This is a genomic window from Mesobacillus campisalis (genome assembly GCF_000986785.1).
GTDB classification, from domain to species: Bacteria; Bacillota; Bacilli; order Bacillales; family Cytobacillaceae; genus Mesobacillus_B; species Mesobacillus_B campisalis.
Genome location: NZ_LAYY01000027.1, coordinates 1 through 22984 on the forward strand (window position 1 = coordinate 1; position 22984 = coordinate 22984).

Sequence of the window (22984 nt, forward strand, 5' to 3'; positions counted from 1 at the left end):
AAATCGGATTGGTCGGCTCCAAGTACTATGCGAATCAATTAAACGAGGAGGAGCTTAAACGAAGCCTTGTCAACTTCAATATGGACATGGTGGGCACTGCCTGGGAAAACGCTACGGCCATCTATATGAATACGATAGACGGCAAGGCCAATATCGCCACCGATACAGCACTGGCAACGGCTGAGCGGATTGGGACCCCTTCAGAACTGATTCTTTACCAGCGAGGTGCCTCGGACCACCAGTCCTTTTATGATGTCGGAATCCCAGCGGTGAACTTCATCCGCCGAGAACCAGGAACAGCAGCGCTGGAGCCATACTACCACACCCCGCTCGACACAATGAAATATTTAAGCGCTGAACGCCTGAAAGAAGCAGGAGACCTTGTAGGAGCATCCATTTACAGTTTAATACGAAATTAAAACGCGGGGACGGTTCTCCTGCTTCCATAAAGGAAAGCGGGAGAACCGTCCCCCTGCCTCATTCAAGCTCACTCCATAATGGCGGAAGTCCATGCTCACTCATGAATTCGTCAAAGCGACGAGCATTTTCCTCGTTCATTTCAACCCCTTCCAGCCAGATTGTATCGCATTCATCACAAATAAAGATGGTGCGATTTAATTTTTTAACCTCTGCCTTGCGCACAATCCCCTGGCCATCACAAAATGGACATTCCGCCATTTGGCCCAAACCTCCTCTAGAGGGACAGGGGCGAATCTCCCACTTCATTTCTGGAAGGAAATGAAGCAGTAGAACCGTCCCCTTGTTCCACTCGTGTTCCATCGTGTTCAATCTATTATAATATGATAAAATGAATTGACTAAAAACATAAAGGACGTACAAATCTATGACATTCTTGGATCTCTTAAAAGCACTTATTTTGGGCATGGTGGAAGGCCTAACAGAGTTTGCGCCTGTCTCTTCAACAGGACACATGATAATAGTGGATGATATGTGGCTCCAGTCGCAGCAATTTCTTGGAAAATACGCGGCCAATACCTTTAAGGTAGTGATTCAGCTTGGATCTATACTGGCAGTTGTCATTATTTTCAAGGAACGCTTCATTGAAATGCTGGGTATGAAAAAAATGACCGAAGCAGAGAAGGAAAACCGGCTGAAGCTGACACAAGTATTGGTCGGCTTAATTCCCGCCGGGGTGCTGGGCGTTTTATTTGAAGATTATATCGACGAACACCTCTTTTCCCTCTCAACTGTCCTAATTGGCTTAGTAGTGGGAGCTGTATTCATGATCCTGGCAGACATATTTGGAAAGAAACAGCCGTCCATCCAGACAGTAGATCAGATCACCTACAAAAAGGCATTTGCTGTCGGGCTCATTCAGTGCTTGTCTTTATGGCCCGGGTTCTCCCGTTCCGGCTCGACCATTTCCGGCGGAGTCCTCCTGGGAATGAGCCACAAGGCGGCTGCCGACTTTACATTCATCATGGCGGTTCCCATAATGGCTGGGGCAAGCTTCCTGTCATTGGTCAAAAATTGGCAGTATTTCACCATGGACGCGCTCCCTTTCTTTATTGCCGGGTTTATCGCAGCATTTGTTTTTGCCCTTGTATCCATCCGCTTTTTCTTAAAACTTATCAACAGAATTAAACTCATCCCGTTTGCCATTTACCGCATTCTGCTGGCTGGGGCCATTTATATTCTATATTTTTAAGTCCAGCGCCATGGTGTCCCTCGGAGCAGCTAGAAATGCCCCGCGCTTTACCCATTCGTGAATGAGGCACTAGAACCGTCCCCATGATTCAAAAAAAGCTCTCCTCGCACACGGCGAAGAGAGCTTTTCTTTTCACGTCAGCCTTTTCTTAAGTTTGGCGGCTGTGATTTCCAGGAGGATGGCGACGGCGAGGATGAAGTAGGTGATGGCTCCGATTTCTCTAATGTCGAGATAGAAATTGCTTGCCATGAACATGTCAAAGCCGATTCCGCCTGCTCCGGCAGCTGCACCCATGGCGACGGCGACGGCGAAGTTGATTTCAAAGCGCAGGAAGGTCCATGAAATCATGTAGGTCAGGGACGATGGCAGGACAGCCTGGAAGATGATTTGCCACCAGCCGGCACCGCTTGCCTTCAGGGCTTCGATCACTCCTTTATCCAATTCCTCAAACGACTCCGAATATGCCTTGACCAGGTAGCTTACAGAATGGAACGTCATCCCGATCACGGCTGCGACGCTTCCAAGCCCAGCGGCCACGGCAAAAATCAGCACCCACAAAACCGTCGGGACGGCGCGGATGAACGCAACCACTCCCTTGACCACCGAAGAAACCCATTTGGAGGACAAGTTCTCAGCCGCCAGCAGCCCGAAGAATACGGCAATCACGGCGCCAAACAAGGTCGTTAAAAACGCCAGGCCCAGAGTGACTAGCACCTGGTACAAGGCATGGCCAAAGGTAAAACGCTGCAGATGCGGCTCAAGGAACATGGACTTCAAATTGGCAAAAGTCGCCAGCATCGCTTGTACAAAATCAATCTCTTTATAATCAAAACTAAAAAACGCGTACACCGTCAGCCCGGCAAGGATCAGAAGCGTGGCCCTTGTGACCACGGTGGACCTGTTCCACGTTTTGACCCTGATCTGCCTGCGGGGGCGCTGCTTCACCAGCTGGCCCGCCGTTGTCACCTGCCCGTTTGCTTCCATTAAAGAATCACCCTCCTCACATAGTTGGATACCGCCTCAATGCAGAGAATCGCGGCGACGATCACAAGGACGACAAGCGCTGCAACGTCATAATTCAAACTTTTATAATACAGGTTGAACGTGAAGCCGATCCCTGACCCTGTGAGCAGGCCGATTAAGGTCGCGCTTCGGATGTTCGTCTCGATCATGAACAGGACCCAGCTGATCATCTGCGGCATGCTCGATGGAATCACCGAATGGAAGATGATCGAAAAATATCCCGCACCAGTCGCCCTCAGCGCTTCAACACTCCCGCTGCTTGCCTCGTCAATCGTTTCCACAAACGACCTTGTTAAAAATCCAAACGAACCGAAAAACAAGGCAAAGTAACCCGTCAACGAACTTTGTCCAAAGGAGAACAGCAGAATCATCGCCCAGGCGGCGACATCAATATTACGGAAAACGGTCGCGATTCCCCGGCTGATGCTGCCGAAAAATGCATTGACCCTTGTCGTGTTCGAGCCAAGGATGGCGAACAGCAAGGCCGCCGCTGCCCCAACCGTCGTGGCGGCGATTGAGACCAGCAAGGTTTCAACCAGCTTGTCGATAATGCCAGGAAGCTTCACCAGCGATTCCTGTGTGGGATAAAAATTGCCCAGAGCCCAGGCAACCGCATCCGGAACAGAGGTGAATCCTTTGGCCACATCGTACTCCGTAACCACAATAGCGATTAACGTAACCCCAGCCAGGGCAAGGAGGAATGCCAGTGAATTCCGTCTCTTTTTAGCAAAAAAATCAGCTTGCATGGATGCCTCCCAGGTCAAAAATCAGATCCTCAGCCTCCGAGCCGTAAATACGCTGAATATCTTCTTTTGTAATCGCAGCGGGAGAACCATTAAAGACCACTTGGCCGCTGTTGATGCCAATAATTTTATCCGAGTACTTCAAAGCTACATCCACCTGGTGGAGGTTCACCAGCACGGTTATTCCCATTGACGTGGATATATCACGCAAATGGTCCATGATCACCTTCGCCGAATTGGGATCGAGCGAGGCAATCGGCTCATCGCACAGCAGCATGCGCGGGTTCTGGATCAGCGCACGTGCAATGCCGACCCTCTGCTTCTGGCCGCCGCTCAGTTGATCGGCCCGCTTATAAATCAAACTCTCGAGGCCAAGCACACTTAAAATCCTTAATGCCTGCTCTTTTTCCTCCTGGCTGTACAAACCAAGCACTCCGGCGATCGCCGATTTTTTCCCAAGGTTCCCGTGAAGCGTATTTTCAATCACGCTTAAGCGGTCGACAAGGTTATAGTGCTGAAAAATCATGCCGATTTTCGTCCTGACCATCTTCAGTTCCTTTTTCTTCAGCTTCGTGACGTTCCTGTCATCAAAGGTGATTTCCCCGCTGCTTGCATCAATCATCCGGTTGATGCATCGAAGGAGAGTGGATTTCCCCGCCCCCGAAGGGCCAATAATGGAGACAAACTCTCCTTCACTCACGGAGAAGTTAACATCCGTCAGCGCCTTTCCTTCACTGCCGAGAAATTGCTTGGATAAAGATTGCACTTCCAACAAGGCTGTCATCTGTCGACTCTCCTTCATCCTGCTTTAGTTTGAAAGCTCGCGAATCGGATTGAACCACTCATCATTCACTTCAACCATACGCTCGTCACCGGTTTTCTTAAACAGACCGGAGAACTCGGACTCTTCAGGAACAAATACCTTTTCGTTCGCAGCAAGTTCATCGGAAGTCATTATCCCGAGAAGCTCGGATTGCAAATCTTCATCGATTGTTTCGGTATTGATGACAAACGGTGCATTCAGTACCGGCGTAACGGAGATGAGCGTGAATTCTTTCCCGGCCACCGTATGGAACGGCTCCGCAGCGTCTTCCTTTACTTTATAAACGGCACCCGGACGATTTTCTTCACCTTCGACGAGCTCGACGTAGTTGTTCACACAGGTATCACAGAAAGCAGCTACATCTGCTTTGCCTGAAAGAAGATTGACCGCAGAACCCTGGTGGGAACCGCCGTATAAAACTTCGCTGAAGAACTGTTCGCTTCCGCCTTCAAGCAGATCTTCTGCTGTGAGGTCCGCAAATTCGTCTTTTTTGCTGAAATAATCGACAATTCCTGTTGATGGAACTTTAAATCCTGATGTTGAACTGTTGGAGACAAACGAGAATTTTTTGCCCTGGATGTTATCGATGGCAAACTCATCCCCATTCTGGTAGTCGGCTGCCTTGTCTTTCTCTACCGCCAGCCAGCTGTAGTAGACGGCATCGTCCAATGTACCGGATTCGCCGGAAGGAACAGCCAATGGAAGAACCTTTTCGTTCTTGTTATGTGCCTCTATGTATCCTTGGGCTCCCAGGAACGCCATGTCCGCGTTTCCGTTGGCGATCGCCTCGATGGCGACGATATAGTCTGTTGTTGTTTGATGCTCAACCTTTTTTCCCGTTTTTTCCTCAATCATAATCCCAATTTCATCACGAGCTTCCGTCAGGTCCGCACCCGATTCATTTGGAAGCCAGGCAATCGTCAATGTGTCCTTATCTTTGCTTTCTGAATTCGCCTCGGAAGAACAGCCTGAAATGATCACCATTAAAACCAGGGACAGGAACAGCCATAATGATTTCTTCATTATAAATCTCCTCACACATTTTTATTTTTTACCCTTCACTACTATATCTCCGGAACATCAACCTGCCATTAATGAACTATTTATTATTCTTTAAGAATTCGTAAAAGTGGCAGCGTGGGAGAACACCCCATTTTGCATGTTGTATTCGCGGTCGCATAGATTGTTCATAAATTCAAGGTCATGGAAGATTCCGAGCATGGTCGTGCCCTGCTTCATCAGCTGTTCAATCAGCTCTCTGACCTTGAGCTTTGAATCATGGTCAAGACTGGCGGTCGGCTCGTCGAGAAGCAGAAGCCGCGGTTTTTTCACCATCGCGCGGGCAATGTTCAGCCGCAGTTTTTCACCGCCCGAGAAAGTGGCCGGGTAGCTGTCCCATAGCTCCTCATCAAGCTCAAAGTGCGCAAGGATCTTCTCCGTCTCCTCTGCCGCAAATTCCTGGTCCTCTCCCATCTCCACAATCGCCTGCTGCACGAGCTGCCTGGCCGTGGTTCTTGGCATTGCGCTTAAAAACTGCGACACGTAACCGATTTCGTGCTTTCTTAGGTACAGCATCTCCCGCTCTGACGCCTGTGCCAGATTGATCTTGCCAAACCTTTTTGAATGGTACCAGATGCTCCCATGCTGGATGCGGTAGGTTCCGTAAATGCATTTTAAAATGGTTGATTTGCCGCTGCCGCTTTTTCCGGTGATACCGACAAACTCGCCTTCTCTTAGGGAAATGCCCACAGAGCTGACCGCATGAATTTGCTTTCCGAGGTTATGAAGCTCAAACGTTTTGGATAAATCCCGAATTTCCAAGAGCGTCTCCATCCGCTCACCTGCTTTCCTGTGTTATTTCAGACCATGTTTTAGCTGTTTCCATGACTTGGGGGCGCTGGGCACCGGGCCCTCGCTTGGTCGCTGGATCCCGGCCCTTCCTACGCTTTTGGGCGCTGGAGCCTTGCCCTGGAGGCTGGACCACGAAACTCCCTAAATGCGGTAATTTGTTTTTTGGATCAGCTTGCCGTCCACAAATACACCCGTAATCACCGGGAAGCCGCTCCCGATTTTTTCGATAATCAGCAAATCTGCCTTTTTCCCTTCGCAGACAGAGCCGATTTCATGGTCCATATTGACCGCCTTGGCCGGATTGAGGGTCACGAGCTTCACCATGTCGACCAGGTCCATTTCGTACTTTTCCACCAGGGCAAAAATGGAATGAAGCATCGCGGCAGGATAGTAGTCGCTGCACAATATATCGATTGACTGATACTGGATTGCTTCCGCCGCGCACAGATTTCCGCTGTGCGACCCGCCCAGGAGGACATTCGGCGCACCGGCAATCGTATACATGCCAAGCTCCCTCGCCCTGCGCGCCACCTCAAGCGTGATCGGGAATTCGCTGATCGTCGTTCCAAAGCTGCGAACAAGCTCCAATTTTTCAAGGGTATCATCGTCATGGGAAGCGACCGCAATCCCGTGCTCATGGGCAAGCTGGGCAATCTCCGAGATGTCCTCCATCGCCAGCTTTTCCTTCGTCTGATGGTTATGGATCAGCACATCAATTGATGCATCGCTCATATTGTTGTAGCTTTTGACCGTATTCCGGTAGATTTCCAGATGGCGATACTGCCCCTGTCCGGGTGTATGGTCCATAAAAGAAACGAGATGGACTTTGTCCTCCATGATATAGCGTTTGAGATTGTCGATCTCCGCCACATTGTCGATTTCGAAGCGGGCATGGAAACGATGGCGGACCAAATGCTTCGTGCTGTGGCTCTTATCAATCAGGTCAATGAACTTGCGGACATTGTCCGATTCCCGGATTGGTTTGTACGCGTACTCGGACCCTTTGTAAAGGGACAGCGAGTGGAACATCGTTGTGATTCCATGTGAAATCAGCTGTTTCTCCGTTTCTCTTAAACTCAGTTCAAAGTCCATCAGCGAAGTCGGGCGGGGCGCCGCCATATGCTCGATATAATCGGAATGAATGTCGATGAACCCAGGCGCCACATACCCGCCGGCTGCATCGATCACCTCCATGCCTTCATGGAATTGAATCTCGCCTTTTGGAGCAATTTTCTCGATCCGGTCGTCTTTGATTAAAAGATCATAGCCTTGCAGAATCGCCTCTTCGGTAATTAGCTTTCCGTTTGTGATGACAAACAACCTAGTTCCCCCTCAATATGTAGATGGAAATGAAACTTCGTCCAATGCGGGCTCCACTTTTACAGCAGCGAATGCACAAGCTGCTGTGTGTATGGATGCTGCGGGTCCTCAAGAATCTGGTCGGTCAGCCCCTGCTCGATTACCTTCCCTTCGAGCATCACAAGGGTCCGGTCGGCCAGCATGCGGATGACGCCCAAATCATGGGACACGAGGACAATGCTGATGTTCAGCTCCCGCTGCAGGTTCTTGATTAAGTCCAGCACACTTGCCTGCACCGACAAATCGAGCCCGGTCGTGACTTCGTCGAGCAGCAGCAATGGAGGGTTATTGGACAATGCCTTCGCTATCTGCACCCGCTGCTGCATTCCGCCCGAAAAATTTTTGGGAGCCTCTTTGCGGCGGTGCACCGGGATGTTGACCTTGTTCAAAAGGGCGGTCCCTTTGCCTTCCATCATGCCGACATCCCGGCTTCCGGCCGCAATCAGATTCTCGGCAATATTGCCGATTGAGGAGAAGTTCATTTTCAGCCCAAGGATCGGGTTTTGATAGACCTTGCCCATCACATGGTTGCGAATATAGCGCTGCTGCTGGGAAGACTCCTGGAACAGATTCTTCATGCCATTTTCATAGTCTGCCAGATACGCCTCGCCTGCGCTTACTTCCTGGTCAAAATAAAGGCACTGCATCAAGGTCGATTTCCCGCTGCCGCTTTCGCCGACAATCCCCAGTACCTCGCCCGGAAACACATCAAAGGAGACATCACGGCACGCATACACCGTTCCGCAAACCTGGCAGTAATTTTTAACAAGGTAAGCCGATTCCCCGCCTTTGCACTGGGAACATCCAGGCCCATATTGCTTGTTCAGGTTTTTTATCGATAAAACTGGGACTTCGAATACAGCCATTTAGTTCACTCCAACTTTTTCGACTTCATTTAACTTTTCAAGGCAATAGCTTGTGTCATTGCATTGGTAGACCGTCTTATTCGCCGCCTCATCGACAAGCTCATCCAGAAACACGCCGGTTGAGCCGCATAATCGGCAATGCTTGCCTTCAAAGCTTTCCGGCTGGAAATGATAATCATCAAAATCGAGCGACACAACCTTTGTGTAAGGCGGAACGGCGTATACCTTCTTTTCCCGGCCTGCCCCGAGGAGGATAAGCGCATCATTTTGCTGCATTTTCGGGTTATCGTAGCGCGGGATCGGGCTTGGCGCCATCACATAGCGGCCGTTCACGAGCACTGGATGGTCGGCCCCGGTTGTCATGCTTCCATATTTCATAATCTGTTCAAACAGCATCAGCCAGGCCCCGCTGTATTCCTTTTCCGCATGAAGCTTTTTGGTCTGTGATTCGCTTGGCTCATAATAGCGGAGCGGCTCGGGAAGCGGCACCTGGAGAACGAGGATCTGGCCTTTCCTTAACGGAACTTCGGGAATCCGGTGCCGCGACTGGATCAGCGTGGCCTCTTCCGTATGCTCCGTTGTTTCCACTCCCGTCGTATCACAGACAAGCTTTTTAATGTTGACAGCATTGACCGATTCGTCCGATCCCTGGTCGATGACCTTCAGCACGTCATTTCGGCCGATCAGGGACAGAGTCAGCTGCAGGCCGCCGGTTCCCCAGCCGCGTCCAATCGGCATTTCCCTTGAAGCGAATGGAACCTGGTAGCCGGGAATGGCGATCGCCTTCAGCGTCGCTCTGCGAATCTCCCGTTTTGAGCCTTCGTCAAAGAAGGCAAAGTTATAGGCTGTGTTCATCCAGTGGTCACCTCTTGTTTTTCCTCTTTTTTCGTCTTCCGCACACTGTCCAGCTTCGATTGGAATGTCACATAATGAGGCATCTTCAAATGCGAGATAAAGCCGGTCGATTCAACTGAATCAATATGGAAGAGCACGAACTCTTCATTGTGGCTTGGGAACTCATTGTTTGGATGTTCAAGGCAGTTATCGAGGATTCCCATCGCTATCGCCTTTGTTTCGTTTTGCCCAAAGCAGAGGCCGTAGCCGATTTCAAACTCCAGCTCCTTTTTGCCGTATTCCTTTTCAACCGTTACCGGCATCAGCATTTCCACTTCAGTGACCTTCACTTCTCCAATATAAAAGGCATCTTCGTCGTTATTGCCCTGGCCTGCCGGATGGTCAATGCTGACCGGCAAAGTCCCCACGCGGAGTTCGCCGACCGTCGGATGCAGGGCGCCGTAGCCGCGGATGACCGCATACGCCAGCGAAGTCACCGCACCGGTCTCTCCCCTAGTCAAAATCTGGAGCCTCTGGCTTCTGCTTGATGGAAACTCAAGGCTCTCCCTTGTGACATCATCGGGCTCGGAGTCGTTGTTTTCACAAGGAGGAATCAGCCCTTCCTGACGCAAATAGTCCACTACCTTCGGCAAAACCTGCGGACCGGTTTCACCCCCCGCGCCTTCGTTATGATAATGATGAAGCCACTCCTGTACGATTTTGTCCGTTTCTTTTAATAAGCTGAAGTCCAGCAGCCTGTGGGTATAATCGGTGGTCGCCCCAAGAATCTGGCCCCCCGGAATGTCTTTGAAGCTTGCCGAGATTCTGCGCTCGACGTGCATTTCGCCGGACTCGATGACACGTGAGTAATGCTTCCGCGGCACGGTCGATCTGAACGCTCTTAGCAGAAATACCGCTTCTTCCGGATTTCCTTCCGCCTGCTTGATCGCAAGTGCAGCAAGACCTTCATTGTAGAGGCTGCTTTCAGACATCACCTGGTCAATCAGCCCCCGCATGCCAGCCTGGATCTTTTCAACTTCAATGGCCTGTCCCTGCTGGATTCGTTCATATTTCAGCCGCTTGATGGACTCTTCAATTGCAATCGTTCCGCCTTTAACCGCTACATATCCCATTTAGGCCACCACCTGGCTTTCGGTAATTTGCGTTGTTCTCGGCAAGTATAAAAGCTGGTGATGCTGATCGATGAACATCAAATCCACTCCGAGCGGAAATTCCCTATTTTTATCCCGGCGGGCTTCCACCCAGCTGTCTCTAACATTCATGAAGACCGTTTCGGTTTCTTCGATGCCCGGTCCGGTCAAAAACAGCGGATCGCCGCTGATGACAGAATCCACTTCCGCAATAATCGTCCCAGATCCATGCGGGTTTTTTAGTGTCCCGGGTTTCGCCTTTTCGATCGCCTCCGCGAGCGCTCCCCTACTGGCATCCCCCAGGATGAAGATATAGTCCGCGTACGCCGTTTCCGTTTGTTTGGCATACGTCAGTTGATTGATGAGTTTTGAAACTTTATCGGCCTGATTGGAAATAACGCTGAACGTTACCTCCTGGTCCAATAAGGTCAGCGCCATGACTAGCAAAGAAGGGGAGCAGCCTGTGATTGTTCCAGCCAATCCGGCTTCCTTCCTTAAATCTGAAATATGGCCTGGCCTCGAAGCAGAGTCCACCATTTTGCGATAGACAGCTTGAAGATAATGAACGGCATCCAGCTTCATTGTCTTTTCCTCCTTGTGTGGTTTTGGTGCAGTTTTGGCAGCTTGTCAGAATGCTAGCTGCGGCCTGATGGCTACTGCACGTCCATACTTTCAAAATCGACTTTTGTTTTTAAAATGGCCTGTCTGGCACCGTCTCTTTGCTGGCGAATGTTTTGCTCCTCTTGTTCAAGGAGTCCGGCCCAGCTGCCTGTTTCCGGTAGCTCTGCTTCAAAGGCAGCGTCAATGACGGCGAGATTTTCGGCCAGCTCTGGGTGATCTCCAGCCACGATGCCGATTCCGATGGTTTCTCCAATTTGCACCTTGCATTCTGTAACAAATACCTCTCCCGGATAAAACAGGCTTTTTTGCGAGGTTTCGCGCATTTTTATCATGACCAGCCCGTTTTCCGGGGACTGGATCACCTCGATCCGGTAGTTTTGCCTGATGTTTTCGGCCAGCTGGGATGATAGCTTTTGAGAGCCGTGGATCAAGATTTCCGTTCTCCTTCTTCTCTTCATAAAAAGACCTCCGCATGTCTTTGTTCTACACATTAAATCTATCTTGTTGCCAAGCTGGCGAACGTAAAAAAACGATGAAGTTTGTACAGGTTTTGTAAAGGGGGCGTGAAGGGAGGGGTGGGGCTTTGGAGGAACTGTAGAATTAGTCAGGGCTGGATGAATCACGGTCCTATTCAGACTCGGATTGAGGGAAACCCGCTTGGGCTGTCCGAATACCGCCTTCATTCGGACTCGGATTACCGGGTAACCGCTTCCTCGGTCACCAAGAGGGCCCTTTGGTTACCGCTCATTACCCTTTGTTCCTCTCCTCGGTCACCAAGAAGGCTCATTGGTTACCGCTCACTACCTTTTGTTCCTCTCCTCGGTCACCAAGAAGGCTCATTGGTCGGATTGCTGGAAAACCGCTTCCCCTGTCTGAATACCCTACCCGTATCCAGAAAGCAGCTGCTTTTGATCTTTAAGTAAAACGAACACAAAAAAGCACGGAGAGAAAACAAGTTGCTTTCTCCCCGTGCTTTTTTAAAGAACCAATCAGGCGGGCCTTTATTTTTATAATCTGCACTCTTATATCACATAAGTAAAACAGTCGCTACGATAATGGATCCTGGAATATTCCAGGACCGTGCCGGTTTTTTTATCCAGGCAGCCGGATTCCAGATGCAAAAGCGGCACAAGGCTCGGGCACTTCAGCAGCTCCCGTTCCACCTGGTTTGGAAAAACGATGCTCAGCTGGCTGCGCATCGGCTCGAATTCGGTATAACCTTGCTGCCGGTAATACTGAAAAATGGAGGTAATCTGCTGTCCCTCGTTTTCAATATTGTTAAAAACAGACTTAGGCAGAAACGAGGTATGCAAGGCGATCGGGCAGTCATCCACGATCCGCAGCCGGCTGACCTTATAAACGGCTTCTCCAATGTCCGCATGCAACGCATGGTAAACCGCCGAATCATAGTCAATCTCTTCACAGGCAAGTGTGATGGTTCTGAAGTCATGCTTCAGCTCTTGCATTTTTTCACTGAAGGAGACATCTCCAGTCAAAATCAGGGGAATTTGCAGCTTCCGGTTTTGCACATAGCTGCCTTTTCCTTGCTTCGAAAAAATATAGCCTAGCTCCTGCAAACGTTCGTATACTTTTCGAATTACCATTCTTGGGAGCTTATATTCATCTGCCAATTCATTTTCCGAAGGCAATTTTTCATTAGGTTTATATTTTCCTTCCCTTATGTCCGAAATCATGCGGTCGACCAGCAATGCTTTCTCTGCCATCAGACGATGCTCCTTTCGAGTCCCATTCTAAATGCAGTATACCTTCCTAATTTAAAATCCAGATGAAGAGAATGTGAATTTTTCAATTGGAAAAGCCCCCGCAAAAAGCATGGGCCAGCCTTCAAGCGCCAAACACCAGGATTCGTTACCCCTCATTCATGCTTTTCGATAAAACTTTCAACATCATTCAGTTCATCAAAATGCTGTTCAAGCTTTTCTCTTGGCCAGTCCCACCAGGCAATCGAAAGCAGGCGTTCGGCGGTTTCGCTGGAAAATCTTCTTTTTATCGTCTTGGCTGGCACACCGGCGACGATGGTGTAGGGCTCGACATCCTTTGTGACGACCGCGCCCGAAGCGATGACCGCTCCTGTCCCAATCCGTACATCTTTCATGATAATCGCACCATGGCCAATCCACACATCATGGCTGATTTTCACCTTATGTGTCCGTCTCCAGTCAAAAAAGGCGTCATCATCGCTCTCCGCAAAATTATACATGATCTTCCGGTAGGTCATATGATGCTGCGTGACCCGGTCCATCGGATGCTGGACCGGATTGATGCAAACATGGGAGGCAATGCTGCAAAACTTCCCGATTTCCGTATAATTGACAGTCACATCGTCCATTGTGTAGGTGTAATCCCCGAATGAGCTTTCGATGATTTTATTATGGGAACCAATTGAGGTCCATTCCCCTGCATGGCTGCTAAGGACCAGGCTGGTTGGGTCGATGCTTGGGGCTTTCGATAATTTCCGTTCAGCTTTCGGCTGGTAGATTAGCGTCATTCAGGCCTTCAGCTCCCTTGCAGCCTTTTCTCTTCTTGCTTTAATTTCTTCGATGATGCCCACTCCCGGACTTTTGCTTCCGATTAGGACAGGCTCCTCCCCATAGCCACCGTGAAAATCGGAACCTCCTGTCATGATCAGGTTGTATTCATCAGCAAGCTCTTTGGCTGCCTGTTCATGCATGCTGTCATGCAGGGGATGCCAAACCTCAATGCCCTGCAAGCCTGCCTCAACAAGCTCAGGCACCATTTCAAAATTGCCATACTGCCCCGGATGGGCAAGGACCGGAACTCCGCCGGCGCGGCGTATCGCCTCGACAGCCGTTTTGGCGTCCATGTATTTCATAGAGATATAAGCGATTCCAGGTGGTTCTCCATTATGGCCCCGGTTGAAGAGTTTTTTATAGAGGGGACCATAAATCGTATCTGTATATCCCGCCTCAATCAGAGCATGCATAATATGCTGTTTGTACACCCCGGTACCGCCATGCGCAAGCTCCAGGCAGTGCTCCCATGTAATCTCGTAGCCCCCGGCAACAAGACGGCGGACCATCTCCTCCGAGATTTTGTGCCTTAGTTCGACAAGCGGCTGACAAACTGCCTCGATCGCCCTATGCCCCGGCTCAACATAATAGCCAAGAATATGGACCCGGCGCCCCCGCTCGAAATCAAAACCTGATATCTCAATCCCCGGGATGACCTCAATCCCAAACTTTTTCCCTGCTTCTACGGCTTCTTCTAGTCCCATCGTGGTATCGTGATTCGTGACCGCCAAATGCGTCACCCCCTGCTCAAGCGCCAGCGACAAGACCTCATCCACGCTCAATGGACAATCAGAAATATTGGTATGACAATGCAGCTCCACCTTCATCCACGTTCCCTCCTTCACCTTTCTTTAAAGATAACTTGATGCCAAGCAAAAAAGGTTAAGCCCACGTAAAAATCATGTAAAGATGCAAGGGGACGGTTCATAATCACCGAAAAATCTCCCCACTAATTTACAAACAAAAAATTTTATCGAAGGGAACATAAGGACATTTTTGCGGTGGATAACCAATGATGTATTCACAATACTTTCCTTTTTAGCGTCAATAAGGGCGATTAGCGTAAATTCTCAACATTCCTTCCTCTTTTTTGCGTCAATAGGTGCGATTGGCGCAAATTCTCGACGTTCCCTCCGTTTTTTTGCGTCAATAGACACGATTGGCGCAAATTTCTCGCGTTCCCTCCTCTTTTTTGCGTCAATAGACTCGATTGGCGCAATTTTCTCGACCTTCCCTCCGTTTTTTTGCGTCAATAAGATGGGTTTACATAGTTCAAAAATCCAATTACAAAAAGGACAGGCGGACCTGTCCTCTTCTTACTGGATTCTCAATACTTTCTTTGTAGTCTGGCTTGATAATGCCTTTTTCCGTATCGACGGTGGGTTCTTCTGCCTCAAACCACCTCAACAAAACGAAGCAGGAGAACCGTCCCCGTGCTCTAAACCAGGTAGTGACAGTCCCGCCAAGCGGTAGTAAAATAGGAGGCAATGTTGCAACGAGAAGGAGCTAATTTAAATGTCTTATAAAATGATTGTTTTGGATTTGGATGATACGCTGCTTCGTGATGACCATTCGATTTCGGAGCGCACGAAAGAGGCCTTGATGAAGGCGCAGGAACAAGGAGTAAAGGTCGTTCTAGCCTCTGGCCGCCCTACCCCTGGGATGCTGCACATTGCCGACGAGCTATCCCTGGAGCAATACGGAAGCTTCATCCTTTCTTTTAACGGAGGAAAAATCATCAATTATTCTACTAAAGAGGAAATGTTCAGCAGTACATTGTCTTTGCCACAGGTTAAAAAGCTTTATGAGCTGAGCCAGCGCGAAGGTGTGGACCTCCATACGTACGTGGGTCACGAAATTATTGCCGAAACCGATAATCCCTACACTAGAATCGAATCACAGCTCACAGGGCTGCCGGTCAAACTGGTGGATGATTTTGTTGAGGGTGTCGAGGAGGAAGTCGTGAAAGTGCTGATGGTCGGGGACCCTGATAAAATGAAGACTGTCGAGGCAAAGCTCCAGGTGGAACTGGCGGAAGAGTTCAGTGTCATGCGTTCCAAGCCTTTCTTTCTGGAGTTCACCGAAAAAGGCGTAACAAAAGGGACAAGCCTGAACCAGCTGATCCAGGATTGCGGGATCAAACGCGAAGAAGTGATTGCCATGGGCGACAGCTACAACGATCAGGCCATGATTGAATTCGCCGGCCTTGGCGTTGCGATGGGAAATGCACCTGATGATATTAAGGAAATCGCCGATCATGTCACAGACACCAATATGAATGATGGCGTAGCCAAGGTTGTCGAAGAGTTTGTGCTGAAGCATTTGGTAGAAGCTTAATCCATACGGACAGGAAGGGTAGCATAAGCATCCGCAGGGTGCCGGTGCTATCCTTTTTTATGCTGGGAAACAGTTCCTTTCCCATGCGGAAGTTTGGGTGTTTTCAAATATAGCCCAAAAGACAAAAATTGGGATTTTATCCATGCCAAAGACAGTGACCTCACATAGACTATTCTAAATAGCATGGAGGTGATAGATATGAGCGGAGGAGGCTATGGTGGCGGTTTCGCCCTATTAGTTGTATTGTTTATTCTTCTTATCATCATTGGAGCGTCTTGGTGGGGTTACTAAGCCGCTAAAAAATTCGAGGCAGGGGGACGGTTCTGCTGCCTCAATAATCCAGAAACGCAAAAAAGCCAAGCACTCCTTGTTCAGGGGTGCTTGGCTTGTTCTCATGTTCCCGAGACTCATTTAGTATTTGTAAGACTGTCCGCCATCAATTGGAATCACAGTGGCGTTGATGAAGTTGGCTTGGTCGGAAAGAAGGAAAGCGGCCAGGTAGCCTACTTCTTCTGGTTTTCCGAAGCGCTTCATTGGGTTTGGTTCAACAAATTGTTTGCCGACTTCTTCCCAGTTGTCCGGGTCCATTTGTTTTAGGGAACCTTCCACCATCGGGGTCATGATTGCACCAGGTGCGATGGCTTTGATACTGACTCCGTACTGACCGTATTCAATTCCAGAGTTTCTCGTTAAGCCGACCACACCGTGCTTGCTTGCCGCATAGCCGGATTGGTTTCCTACACCGCGGATGCCGCCTACGGAAGCCGTGTTGACAATGGAACCCGAACCTTGTTCCTTCATGACTTTCAATACATATTTCATCCCATAGAAAACACCGTTCAAGTTGATGTCGACAACCTTCTGGAACTCCTCGATGCCATAATCTTCTGTTGGATTTTGCTTTCCTTCGATTCCTGCATTGTTGAAGAATCCATCGATTCTGCCAAACTTTTCGACGGTTTCATTCACATAGCTCTCCACCGCTTTTTCATCGGCCACATTCGCTGTGATCAGGATGACTTCCGCATTCGGCGCCGCTTCTGCTATTTTGCTTTTCGTTTCTTCCAGCGCCCCGGAATTCAAATCCACCAGCGAAAGCTTGGCTCCTTCCTTCGCCACCTGCAAAGCAGTGGCCTGTCCCAAACCGGACGCTGCACCAGTAATCAATACAACTTTTCCATCAAAACGATTGCTCACGATCCATTCCTCCTTTTTTAATACCATAGGGAATTCTCAATAAACATACCCTAAATGCTTTTAATTCATGTATCTCTATTTAAATATAAATAAAAAGAATGATCCGCTAATGGCTGGCTAACTTCCGTTTCTTTTTATTGAGCCGTATATCCGCCATCCACGATTAAACTGTTCCCTGTCATGAAGGAAGAGTCATCAGAAGCCAAAAATAGAACAGCTTTTGCCATTTCTTCTGCTTTTCCAAGGCGTTTCATTGGTGTCGCAGCGGACAACGCCTGCTTGCTTTCTTCAGGGATGATCGGCGTATCAATAAAGCCTGGGCATAAAGCATTGATGCGAATGTTTTGTTCTGCATATTCAAGAGCAAGAGAACGAGTCAGATTGACGACACCGCCTTTTGCTGCATTGTAGGCCGCTGAACCAGGCGATCCAACCCAGCCGTACATGGAGGCTGTATTCACAATTGTACCGCCGCCCGCTTTTAACATTTCGCGGATGGCTTCGCGTGCAACTAAGAACACCCCATCCAGATCCACATTTACAGTATGGCGCCATTCAGCGTACTCTAATTCATGTGATGGCTGAACACGTCCGATTCCAGCATTGTTGAACACAATGTCCACTTTTCCGAAGGCTTCAATCGCTTGCCTGAAGGAAGCCGCGACGTCTTCTTCACTCGTAATATTGGCTTTAACAAACAGAGCCTCTGCATTAAGCGCTTTCAACTCTGCTTCAAAGGCTTTCCCCTTTTCTTCATTCAGGTCAACCAACACAACCTTTGCTCCTTCTGAAACAAATAAGCGTGCCGTTTCCGCTCCAATTCCGGATGCTCCACCGGTAATCAGAGCCACCTTATCTTGTAATTTCATGGTCCATTCCCTCCGTCTCAACAGTGATAGGCTTAAAGCACATTCCAGTAAGAAATACTAGACAATATGAGTAATTGTGCTTTTTTTTTCACAATTTAATTTTACCCCTTTATTCACTTTTAACAATCATTAAGATATCATTAAGTGTCTATTTGATAGACACTTTAGAAAAGACTGTCTACTACCTGGGAGGTTTTTTCATGAAAAATGAACAAAAGACAAAATCCCCACAACAAAATCGGACCGAAGCACATTTGAAGTTCGCCCTCATCGAACTTATCAAAGAAAAAGGTTACCATTCCGTCACCGTAAAAGACATTGTCGGTCAGGCTGCCTATAATCGCAGCACCTTCTATATCCATTACCAGGATAAAATTCAATTGGCAGAGGATTTGCTCACATCGATGCTCAAAGGTTTGGAGGATGCAGCTGGGGAGCCGTATATGCCAGGGCAGAAAGTGTACACAACAATGCTTAATAAACCATCATTTAATCTTATTTCCTACATATACAGGCATCGGCATTTTTTTGAGCTCATCAACTATGATGACACATTGCCGGGAATTCACACCCAATTCCCCCAGACGATTTTAAAAATCTATCAGGAAAAATTCATCTTCGAAACCATCAATCATATCCCCGTCAATATGGATTATTTCAAACGCTATACCGCCTATGGCTTCTACGGCCTTATCCAGAATTGGATCAGCAGCGGCTTTAAAGAAACACAAGAAGAATTCATTGACCAGATCATCGATTTATCCAAGACCCATATCTATTCCGTGCAATATGTGGGTGATGGGGAAACAGGTTCATTGTCCCGGTAAGGATTAGGGACAATGAACCTGTCGCAAACGGGCACCAGACCCCGTCCGCATTCCACAGCATGCGATCAATAATAAAAGGGACGTTCCTTCTGCAAAAAGCAAAAGAAACGCTCCCTATTGGACTACTACTCTCTAACCATCTTCAGCTTGGACATTTGCGTCAGGTCTGCTATTCCCGATAATGCCAGGGAGACTTCCGTTTCCTGGATGAACCGCTCGATGACTTTTTCGACTCCCGGCTGCCCGGCCGCAGCCAAACCGTATAGGAACGGCCTTCCAATCAAGACGCCAGTCGCTCCAAGCCCTAGGGCTTTCACCGCATCAATCCCGCGCCGCACCCCGCTGTCCAGCAAGATGGGAATGTTCCCTTTCACTTTCTCGGCAATGGCTGGCAGCGTATCGATGGAAGCAATGACCCCATCAAGCTGGCGGCCGCCATGATTGGAGACGATAATCCCGTCGACTCCGCATTCCAAAGCCATTTCCGCGTCTTCCGGATGCAGGATGCCTTTTAGCAAAACAGGCAGGCGCGTCCGCTTCTTCACCTCCGCAACCTCTTTCCAGGTGAGCGTTGGATGCTGGACGTTTTCCAGGATTCCGGCAATGATCGTGTCCTGGTCATGGTTTGGCAAGGAATCCATAAACACGGGATCATGAATATAGTTCCCGGTTCCATATCCTTGCGAAAGCGGTGAAAACTGATTGCGCATATCGGTTTCACGCCAGCCGACCATCACCGTATCAACGGTAATCACAATCGCTTCATAGCCCGCTTTTTCGGCTCTTTCGACCATGCTGTAGGACAGGGCAGGATTACAGCCTGAAAAATACAGCTGGAACCACTTTGGCCCCCCAGGAGCTGCCGCCGCAATCTCTTCAAGGGAATAGGTCGAAACGGTGCTGACGATCAAGGGAACCTCCATCGACTGAGCGGCCTTGGCCGTGGCTTTCTCACCATCCTCGTGGGCAAGCCCCTGCATGCCGACAGGCGCAAGGAAAAATGGGCTGCGATAGCGGCGGCCAAAAATGGAAATACTCATATCCACACTGGAAACATCGTTCAGCATCCTCGGGACGATCGCCCACTTGGAGAAAGCCTCGACATTCCGCTTCGCTGTTTCTTCATTCCCTGCACCGCTGCTGGCATAGCCATAACCGCCCGGCAGCATGTTTTCAACCGCTTTTTGCTCCCATTCCTCAAAAGAGAGCGGAAAATCCGTTTCTTTGCTAATGTTCTTCAATAAAATATCCCGGTTTGCAACTGTCATCTAAAACGGCCTTCTTTCTTCTTATTTTGATTTCTATCATTATAGCAAAAGGAAGCACGGATACGTCCCCATGCTTCCCCAAAACAGACGGAACTTAGTGCCTGTCCCCTAAAAAATGAGGCAGGAGAACCGCCCCCATGCTCTAAAACACTAGCAAATGCGCAATGACTACGATGATTGGCAATGTGATGATTGTTCTTTGGATGAAGATAATGAATAATTCCAGGATGCTTAATGGTATGTTGGAACGGAGGATCAGGATTCCGATCTCCGACATATAGACCAATTGCGTCAGTGAAAGTCCGGCCACGATAAACCGGGTCAGTTCGCTTTCGATTCCGCTTCCGATGACGGCCGGCAGGAACATGTCGGCAAACCCGACAAGCATCGTTTTCGCTGCGGCATCTGCTTCAGGGACTTGCATCCATTCAAGCAATGGAACAAACGGATACGAGATGAACTGGAAGACAGGCGTATATTCCGCGACAATCAAGGCGGCTGTTCCCAGGCTCATCACGAGCGGAATCAATCCGAGCCAGATATCGAGGACAGTTTCGACCCCATTGGAAACCAATTTGCCTGGACTTGGCGCATGCTTGGCCTTATTCAGCGCCTGCTGCCAGCCCCACTTCAGCTTCGAAACCCCCGCCGGAATGGTTTCATCAATCTGCTGGCCGACCGGCTCATAATAGGTGTCCGGCTTCCTTGAGAGCGGCGGGATCCTTGGCATGATGATCGCGGCCACCACACAGGCAAAGGCAACAGTCAGGTAGAAAGGAATGAACAGATGCCCCAGGCCGACGACATTGGCGACCACCAGGCTAAAGGCAATTGATGCGATGGAGAAGGTGGTGGCGATTACTGCCGCTTCTCTTTTCGTATAGTAGCCTTGATCGTATTGCTTGGATGTAACCAGCACTCCAACGGTTCCCGCTCCCATCCAGGAAGCGAGCGTGTCAATCGAAGAACGGCCAGGAAGCGTAAACAGCGGCCTCATCACCTTCTGGACAAGCGCCCCGATAAATTCCATCAGACCAAACTCGACTAGGAGCGGAAGCAAAATCCCGGCGAATAAAAACCAGGTCAGAAGCACCGGAGCCAGGTCATAAAGAACGACGCCTCCCGTATTCCGGGACGAAATCACCTCCGGCCCCACTTCGAAAATCGTCAGAATTCCAACCAGGAACCCGAACACTCTTGCAACGATGCCGAACTTCCCGATATCAAATAATCCTTTTAAAAACTGGTTGTTCATAACAAAACCCGGCTTCAGCAATTTCGTGAGGATCGACATCCCCGCCGATAACCCCAAAAGAAAAACAATGAACGCTGGCAGATAGTCGCCAAAAGCATTCTTCAGGATGGAAGCCAGAATTCCTACACCAATGGTGATTTCCCCGTTGAATTTCACTGGGACCAAAAACAGCAGCACCCCGATCAATGATGGAATGAGAAACTTTAAATATTCGGCCGCAACCTTTTGCTGCGGCTCAATTCTTGCTTGTGCCTTCACCCTTATCCCCCCTTTTATAAAATCCTTTGTTATTCAACGGAGACCTTTTGGCGGATTCCGAGCTCCGCCTCATACTCCGCAATCGCTTCATCAAGCAATGAAATGCCCAAATCCAGATGCTCCTTATCGACCGTCAGCGGCGGCATCATGCGGATGACCTCGCCTTTATTGCCGCTCAGGTAAAAAATGACGCCTTTATGCAGGCATTTTTCCAAGATGTTCATCAAGCCTTCCCCGTTCGGCTCCCCGGAATCCGGCTGGACGATTTCGATTCCCAGCATCAAGCCGATGCCGCGGACATTTCCGATCACAGGATGCTTTTCCTTAATGGCGGAAAGCTGGCTTAAAGCATATTCCCCCATGCTTCTGGCGTTTTCAACCAAACCCTCTTCCTTCATCACATCAATCGTGGCACAAGCTGCCGCACAGGCAATCGGGTTCCCGCCAAAGGTGGTGCTATGGCTGCCAACCGCCCACTGCTCCATCAGCTCTTTCGAAGCGACCGTCGCACTTAGCGGCAGTCCACTAGCAATCCCCTTGGCAATCGCCATAATATCAGGGGTCACTCCAAAGGAATTCGCGGCAAACCAGTCTCCCGTACGGCCAAATCCGGTCTGAACCTCGTCAAAAATCAGCAAAATGCCGTGCTGGTCACAGATTGCGCGGATTTTCTCCAGCCAGGCCCTAGGCGGAACCACATAGCCGCCTTCGCCAAGCACTGGTTCGAGAATCACCGCCGCAATTTCATCGGGAGCGGCCTGATGATTGAACAAACGTTCAAAATCCTTCTCAATATGCTGCGACCAATACACCTCCGGGTCGGCCCCTTCCGGTGTTTCGCTCACCTGCGCATATGGCAGCTGGTACGTCATCCCTGCGCCTACAGGCAAACTTCGTCTATATTTGCTTTTGGATGTGGTAAGGCTGAGCGCGCCCATCGTTCTTCCGTGAAAGCCTCCGAGGAAGGAAACCACATAAGGCCTTTTCGTCACATGCCTCGCGAGTTTCACCGCCCCTTCAATCGCTTCCGCTCCGCTGTTTCCAAAGAAAAAGCAGTCCAGCGGTGCAGGCAAAACCGTCCTCAACTTTCTGGCCAATGTCAGGATCGACTCGTAATTGATGATCCCAATCGGTCCGTGCACCAGATGGTCCACCTGGTCCTTGATGGCTGCCACCACCTTCGGATGACGGTGCCCCGTGTTTTCGGTCGCAATCCCCGATGTGAAATCAAGATATTTTTTACCGTCCACGCCTATATAAAAGAGCCCTTCCGATTTTACGACCGGCAGATTCGGGAAATCTTTCGCCATCGTCGGTGCCAGCAGGCCTTCATCGTTAATGCTGTTCCAATCTATCATAACTACCTCTCCTACTTTTGCGAATATTTATTAATTTCCCACGTTATACAGGAACGGTCAACTTCTAACCATAGGGAATTTTAATAGTTAAAAAGTTCCACAAGTGGCACAGCAGGATGGGTT

At 49.4% G+C, this 22984-nt stretch carries 25 protein-coding genes; 5 read left to right on the top strand and 20 right to left on the bottom strand.

Annotation, left to right across the window (positions count from 1 at the left end; translation table 11 throughout):
- Nucleotides 1–419 (top strand): M28 family peptidase (locus tag WQ57_RS18475; protein WP_046525246.1); only part of this gene is annotated, 419 nt, incomplete at its 5' end.
- A gap of 58 nt (nt 420–477) precedes the next feature.
- Here the strand turns inward: WQ57_RS18475 and WQ57_RS18480 are convergent.
- Nucleotides 478–678 (bottom strand): hypothetical protein, encoded by a 201-nt coding sequence (locus WQ57_RS18480; RefSeq protein ID WP_046525247.1) that lies wholly within the window; start codon nt 676–678, stop codon nt 478–480.
- Between the two features lie 166 nt (nt 679–844).
- Here WQ57_RS18480 and WQ57_RS18485 point away from each other — a divergent pair, with 166 nt between their 5' ends.
- Nucleotides 845–1669, top strand: a complete 825-nt coding sequence (locus WQ57_RS18485) for an undecaprenyl-diphosphate phosphatase (protein ID WP_046525248.1) — start codon at nt 845–847, stop codon at nt 1667–1669.
- A gap of 132 nt (nt 1670–1801) precedes the next feature.
- On the opposite strand, the gene WQ57_RS18490 is transcribed toward WQ57_RS18485, so the two are convergent.
- The 14 genes from WQ57_RS18490 to WQ57_RS18555 form a co-directional block, all read right to left on the bottom strand.
- Nucleotides 1802–2653, bottom strand: a complete 852-nt coding sequence (locus WQ57_RS18490) for a PhnE/PtxC family ABC transporter permease (protein WP_046525249.1) — start codon at nt 2651–2653, stop codon at nt 1802–1804.
- A complete protein-coding gene (locus tag WQ57_RS18495; protein WP_046525250.1) occupies nt 2653–3438 on the bottom strand; it encodes a PhnE/PtxC family ABC transporter permease in 786 nt (261 codons plus the stop codon). Before WQ57_RS18495 ends, WQ57_RS18490 begins: the two co-directional genes overlap by 1 nt.
- A complete protein-coding gene (gene phnC, locus WQ57_RS18500; protein ID WP_046525251.1) occupies nt 3428–4219 on the bottom strand; it encodes a phosphonate ABC transporter ATP-binding protein in 792 nt (263 codons plus the stop codon). Before phnC ends, WQ57_RS18495 begins: the two co-directional genes overlap by 11 nt.
- Nucleotides 4220–4243: 24 nt before the next feature.
- Nucleotides 4244–5281, bottom strand: coding sequence for a phosphate/phosphite/phosphonate ABC transporter substrate-binding protein (gene phnD, locus WQ57_RS18505; RefSeq protein WP_046525252.1), 1038 nt, complete (start codon nt 5279–5281; stop codon nt 4244–4246).
- A gap of 90 nt (nt 5282–5371) precedes the next feature.
- Complete coding sequence (gene phnL, locus WQ57_RS18510; protein WP_046525253.1) at nt 5372–6091, bottom strand: phosphonate C-P lyase system protein PhnL; 720 nt, start codon at nt 6089–6091, stop codon at nt 5372–5374.
- Nucleotides 6092–6250: 159 nt separating this feature from the next.
- Entirely contained in the window at nt 6251–7429 is a 1179-nt protein-coding gene (gene phnM, locus WQ57_RS18515; protein ID WP_046525254.1) for a phosphonate metabolism protein PhnM, read from the bottom strand.
- A gap of 59 nt (nt 7430–7488) precedes the next feature.
- On the bottom strand, nt 7489–8334 hold the full coding sequence (locus tag WQ57_RS18520; protein ID WP_046525255.1) for an ATP-binding cassette domain-containing protein: 846 nt from the start codon (nt 8332–8334) through the stop codon (nt 7489–7491).
- Nucleotides 8335–9189 (bottom strand): alpha-D-ribose 1-methylphosphonate 5-phosphate C-P-lyase PhnJ, encoded by an 855-nt coding sequence (locus WQ57_RS18525; protein ID WP_046525256.1) that lies wholly within the window; start codon nt 9187–9189, stop codon nt 8335–8337.
- Entirely contained in the window at nt 9186–10301 is a 1116-nt protein-coding gene (locus WQ57_RS18530) for a carbon-phosphorus lyase complex subunit PhnI (protein WP_046525257.1), read from the bottom strand. The genes WQ57_RS18525 and WQ57_RS18530 overlap by 4 nt, the downstream gene beginning before the upstream one ends.
- Complete coding sequence (gene phnH / locus WQ57_RS18535; RefSeq protein WP_046525258.1) at nt 10302–10901, bottom strand: phosphonate C-P lyase system protein PhnH; 600 nt, start codon at nt 10899–10901, stop codon at nt 10302–10304. It abuts the gene before it with no gap.
- A gap of 71 nt (nt 10902–10972) precedes the next feature.
- Complete coding sequence (gene phnG, locus WQ57_RS18540; protein ID WP_046525259.1) at nt 10973–11398, bottom strand: phosphonate C-P lyase system protein PhnG; 426 nt, start codon at nt 11396–11398, stop codon at nt 10973–10975.
- Between the two features lie 564 nt (nt 11399–11962).
- A complete protein-coding gene (locus WQ57_RS18545; RefSeq protein ID WP_046525260.1) occupies nt 11963–12664 on the bottom strand; it encodes a GntR family transcriptional regulator in 702 nt (233 codons plus the stop codon).
- A 152-nt stretch (nt 12665–12816) separates the two neighbouring features.
- The gene (locus WQ57_RS18550; protein WP_046525261.1) at nt 12817–13449 is read right to left on the bottom strand and encodes an LbetaH domain-containing protein; all 633 of its coding nucleotides are present in this window, start codon (nt 13447–13449) and stop codon (nt 12817–12819) included.
- Nucleotides 13450–14319, bottom strand: a complete 870-nt coding sequence (locus WQ57_RS18555; protein ID WP_046525262.1) for a PHP domain-containing protein — start codon at nt 14317–14319, stop codon at nt 13450–13452.
- Between the two features lie 688 nt (nt 14320–15007).
- Here WQ57_RS18555 and WQ57_RS18560 point away from each other — a divergent pair.
- Both WQ57_RS18560 and WQ57_RS25975 read left to right on the top strand, forming a co-directional pair.
- On the top strand, nt 15008–15829 hold the full coding sequence (locus tag WQ57_RS18560; protein ID WP_046525263.1) for a Cof-type HAD-IIB family hydrolase: 822 nt from the start codon (nt 15008–15010) through the stop codon (nt 15827–15829).
- Between the two features lie 198 nt (nt 15830–16027).
- Nucleotides 16028–16120 (top strand): YjcZ family sporulation protein, encoded by a 93-nt coding sequence (locus WQ57_RS25975; RefSeq protein WP_064537387.1) that lies wholly within the window; start codon nt 16028–16030, stop codon nt 16118–16120.
- A 120-nt stretch (nt 16121–16240) separates the two neighbouring features.
- On the opposite strand, the gene WQ57_RS18565 is transcribed toward WQ57_RS25975, so the two are convergent.
- Together WQ57_RS18565 and WQ57_RS18570 are read right to left on the bottom strand one after the other, a co-directional pair.
- On the bottom strand, nt 16241–17053 hold the full coding sequence (locus tag WQ57_RS18565; protein WP_046525264.1) for a glucose 1-dehydrogenase: 813 nt from the start codon (nt 17051–17053) through the stop codon (nt 16241–16243).
- Between the two features lie 107 nt (nt 17054–17160).
- The gene (locus WQ57_RS18570; protein WP_046525265.1) at nt 17161–17895 is read right to left on the bottom strand and encodes an SDR family NAD(P)-dependent oxidoreductase; all 735 of its coding nucleotides are present in this window, start codon (nt 17893–17895) and stop codon (nt 17161–17163) included.
- A gap of 200 nt (nt 17896–18095) precedes the next feature.
- Here WQ57_RS18570 and WQ57_RS18575 point away from each other — a divergent pair, with 200 nt between their 5' ends.
- A complete protein-coding gene (locus WQ57_RS18575) occupies nt 18096–18722 on the top strand; it encodes a TetR/AcrR family transcriptional regulator (protein ID WP_046525266.1) in 627 nt (208 codons plus the stop codon).
- Nucleotides 18723–18847: 125 nt separating this feature from the next.
- On the opposite strand, the gene WQ57_RS18580 is transcribed toward WQ57_RS18575, so the two are convergent.
- The 3 genes from WQ57_RS18580 to WQ57_RS18590 all read right to left on the bottom strand — a co-directional run bounded on the left by WQ57_RS18580 (nt 18848) and on the right by WQ57_RS18590 (nt 22861).
- The gene (locus WQ57_RS18580) at nt 18848–19990 is read right to left on the bottom strand and encodes an alpha-hydroxy acid oxidase (protein WP_046525267.1); all 1143 of its coding nucleotides are present in this window, start codon (nt 19988–19990) and stop codon (nt 18848–18850) included.
- 142 nt (nt 19991–20132) lie between these two features.
- Complete coding sequence (locus tag WQ57_RS18585) at nt 20133–21503, bottom strand: YjiH family protein (protein ID WP_046525268.1); 1371 nt, start codon at nt 21501–21503, stop codon at nt 20133–20135.
- 29 nt (nt 21504–21532) lie between these two features.
- Nucleotides 21533–22861, bottom strand: coding sequence for an aspartate aminotransferase family protein (locus tag WQ57_RS18590; protein ID WP_046525269.1), 1329 nt, complete (start codon nt 22859–22861; stop codon nt 21533–21535).
- Between the last annotated feature and the right edge of the window lie 123 nt (nt 22862–22984).